This is a genomic window from Pontibacter rugosus, assembly GCF_042678745.1.
GTDB classification, from domain to species: domain Bacteria; phylum Bacteroidota; class Bacteroidia; order Cytophagales; family Hymenobacteraceae; genus Pontibacter; species Pontibacter rugosus.
In genome coordinates this window covers 1-3040 of sequence record NZ_JBHTLD010000343.1, presented here as the reverse complement: position 1 = coordinate 3040, position 3040 = coordinate 1, and the positions used below count along the sequence as shown (strand labels likewise).

The following is a 3040-nucleotide window of genomic DNA, read 5'->3' as shown; positions in this document are numbered from 1 at the left end:
TTAAAAGATTAAAATCCAATATTAACACCCAATGTAAAGCTTCTTAGCTGTGGCAGTGTGGCTTGGTCGTTTGCGGCAGTTACAGCATCCTGAGCATTTGAACTAACTTCTGGGTCAAACCCTGAATATTTAGTGAAAGTCAATAGGTTTTGAGCTGTTGCGTATACTCTAACTTTTCTTAAACCTACTTTATCTATCACTGTAGATGGCAAAGAGTAACCAAGGTTTAATGTCTTCAAACGCAGGTAAGAACCATCTTCCAGGAATCTTGAAGAACGTTGTGCGTTGAAAGTACCAGCTGCACCATAAATTGCTCTTGGCACAGAGTTGCTTGTACCTGGGCCAGTCCATCTATCTTCTGCTTCTTCTTTTGCAATTGCATTGTTATTTGCACCAGCACCTAAGTTACCAGCAGCATCCTGCTCTTTCCACATGGCGTAAATTTCATTACCCACGCTGTACTGGAAGAATATGCTAAGATCAATTCCTTTGTAAGAGAAGTTATTTGTAATACCACCGAAATAGTCTGGCACGGCGCTACCCACAAATGTTCTGTCTGCACCAGTAGTTATATCACCATCTCCGTTGATGTCTCTGAATTTTACATCACCAGCTCTTATACCTTTAGCAAAAAGTTTTTCAGGTACTTCTGCATCGCTTTGATAAATTCCTTCTTGCTCCAACAGATAGAAAGCTCCTATCGCTTCACCTACAGCAACTCTGTTAACAAAACCTCTGTCAAAAGGCTCGTCGTTGTTCAGCTTGGTTACCTTGTTATCAATGAAAGCAATGTTAAAGTTTGTAGACCACTTTAATGCACCTGTCAGGTTTTTTGTAGTAACTGCAAACTCGAAACCTTTATTCTCTACAGAACCAATGTTCTCTGTAATGCTAGAGTAGCCAGAAGTTCTTGGAAGAGGTCTGCTCAGTAATAGATCATCTGTATTCTTGATGAAATAATCAGCGCTTGCACTGATTCTGTTGCTTAAGAAGCCAAAGTCAACACCAAAGTTGGTTTGCTTTGTCTGCTCCCACTTAAGGTCTGGGTTTGGAAGCTGCGAAGGAGCAACACCCGATTGGTCATTGTAATTTTGTCCGCCACCAATAAGAGCCATGGCAGCATAATCGTTAATACCTTCCTGGTTACCAGTTATACCATAGCTGGCACGAAGTTTCAGGTCACTTAGGAAAGACAAGTCCTGCATAAAGGACTCCTGAGATAGTCTCCAACCAAGAGAAACAGAAGGGAATGTACCATATTTGTTTCCATCAGCGAATTTAGAAGCGCCATCGCGTCTTATAGCAAGGGACAACAGGTATCTGTCTGCATAATCTAAGTTAACGCGACCCAAGTAGGATTCTAATGCATTAGAAGTCCAGTTACTTGTACCATTTGTAATTTGAGCAGCAGAGGTAATATATCTGAAACTAGCAGAAGGGAAATCCACTCCTTCTACATACTGTCTCTCAGTAGTAAATTCCTGGAAGGTATAACCTACCAAAGCAGTAAGATTTAATTCTCCAAACGATTTAGCATAGTCAAATGTGTTTTCGATTAGGTAATTGCTAGCTACACCGTTGGCTGATAAACCATAGCCATTTGTACCATTACCCTGGCCTGAAGTGATTGGCTCGTACTGGAATTCTTTGTTGTTATACCAGTCACCGCCTACAGACAGCCTATACTTTAAATTTGGAATGATTTCATAAGTACCAAAGATATTTCCGAATACACGGAAAATAGTTGTTTCATACTCAGGCTCTAAAGCACCCTGAACTGGGTTATTTCTTTGTGTCTCAAAGTAAGAACCATCTTCTTTATATGCAGGCTGGTCAGGGCGTGACTGCAATGCATTTGGCCATGGCGCAAAGATGTTATTGTCTCCAATAATACGGTTGTTCGTAGAACGGCTAACGCCTAAGTTAGTACCAATGTTAATTTTGCTACTAACTGCATGATCTAAATTCAAACGCAGGTTTTTACGCTCATACTCATTCTTTAGTATGATACCTTCTTGTTTGAACTGTGCAGCTGAGATATAGAACTTTGTCTTATCATTACCACCTCTTGCAGACACTTGTAAGTTTGAAATTGATGCAGTACTTCTTGTAACCTCATCAATCCAGTTAGTGTTATAAGCAGGTGCACCCAGCAAGTCTACAGTTTTGCCAGGATTGCTATTCATATAGTTCTGGCGAGCCTCATTCACAATGTTGGTATACTCAGTTGCATTAAGGAAATCAACCTTTTTTGTAAAATCCTGAACACCTGAGTAAGCATCGATATCAACCTGTGTTTTGCCTGCCTGTCCTTTTTTAGTAGTGATTAAAACTACACCGTTAGAAGCTCTTGATCCGTAAATAGCGGCAGAAGATGCATCTTTCAACACTTCAATAGACTGGATATCGTTCGGGTTAATTTCAGAGAGCGGATTGATCTCCTGGTTACCAAAACCACCCTGTGATATATCAGAGTTAGAAACAGGTACTCCGTCTACTACATATAATGGGCTGTTACCTGCAGAGATAGAGCTTGTACCACGTACACGCACAGAAATACCACCACCTGGTGTACCTGAGCTTGAAGTAACGTTTACACCAGCAATTTTTCCTTGAATAGCCTGATCAAGACCAGCAACAGGAAGGTTTTCTATTTCTTCAGACCTAACAGATGCTACAGACCCTGTAATATCTCGTCTTTCCTGTGTACCATAACCAACAACAACAACCTCAGAAAGAGCTTTTGCATCCTCCTTAAGTTGTATATTTATTGTAGCCCTTCCGTTCGCTTTTACCTCTTGGTTGATATAACCAAGGTAAGAGAAAACTAATGTTGCATTAGCATCATTTACTTTTACGTTAAATGAGCCATCCCCTCCTGTGAATGTACCAGTAGTAGTTCCCTTAACCAAAATGTTAACGCCGGGTAAAGGAATACCACTGCTAGCATCAGTAACTGTCCCCGAGATAGTTTGATTCTGCGCCCACGCTTGGCGAACAAGCGTTAGGAGCAACACCAAACCAATAAATAGAACTTTTC

At 40.8% G+C, this 3040-nt stretch carries 1 protein-coding gene; it reads right to left on the bottom strand.

Annotated features, from left to right (window positions below; genetic code table 11):
* Positions 1 to 8: 8 nt before the first annotated feature.
* The coding region (locus ACFQ2O_RS20895; RefSeq protein WP_377532695.1) for a SusC/RagA family TonB-linked outer membrane protein at positions 9 to 3040 on the bottom strand (3032 nt) is incomplete at its 5' end.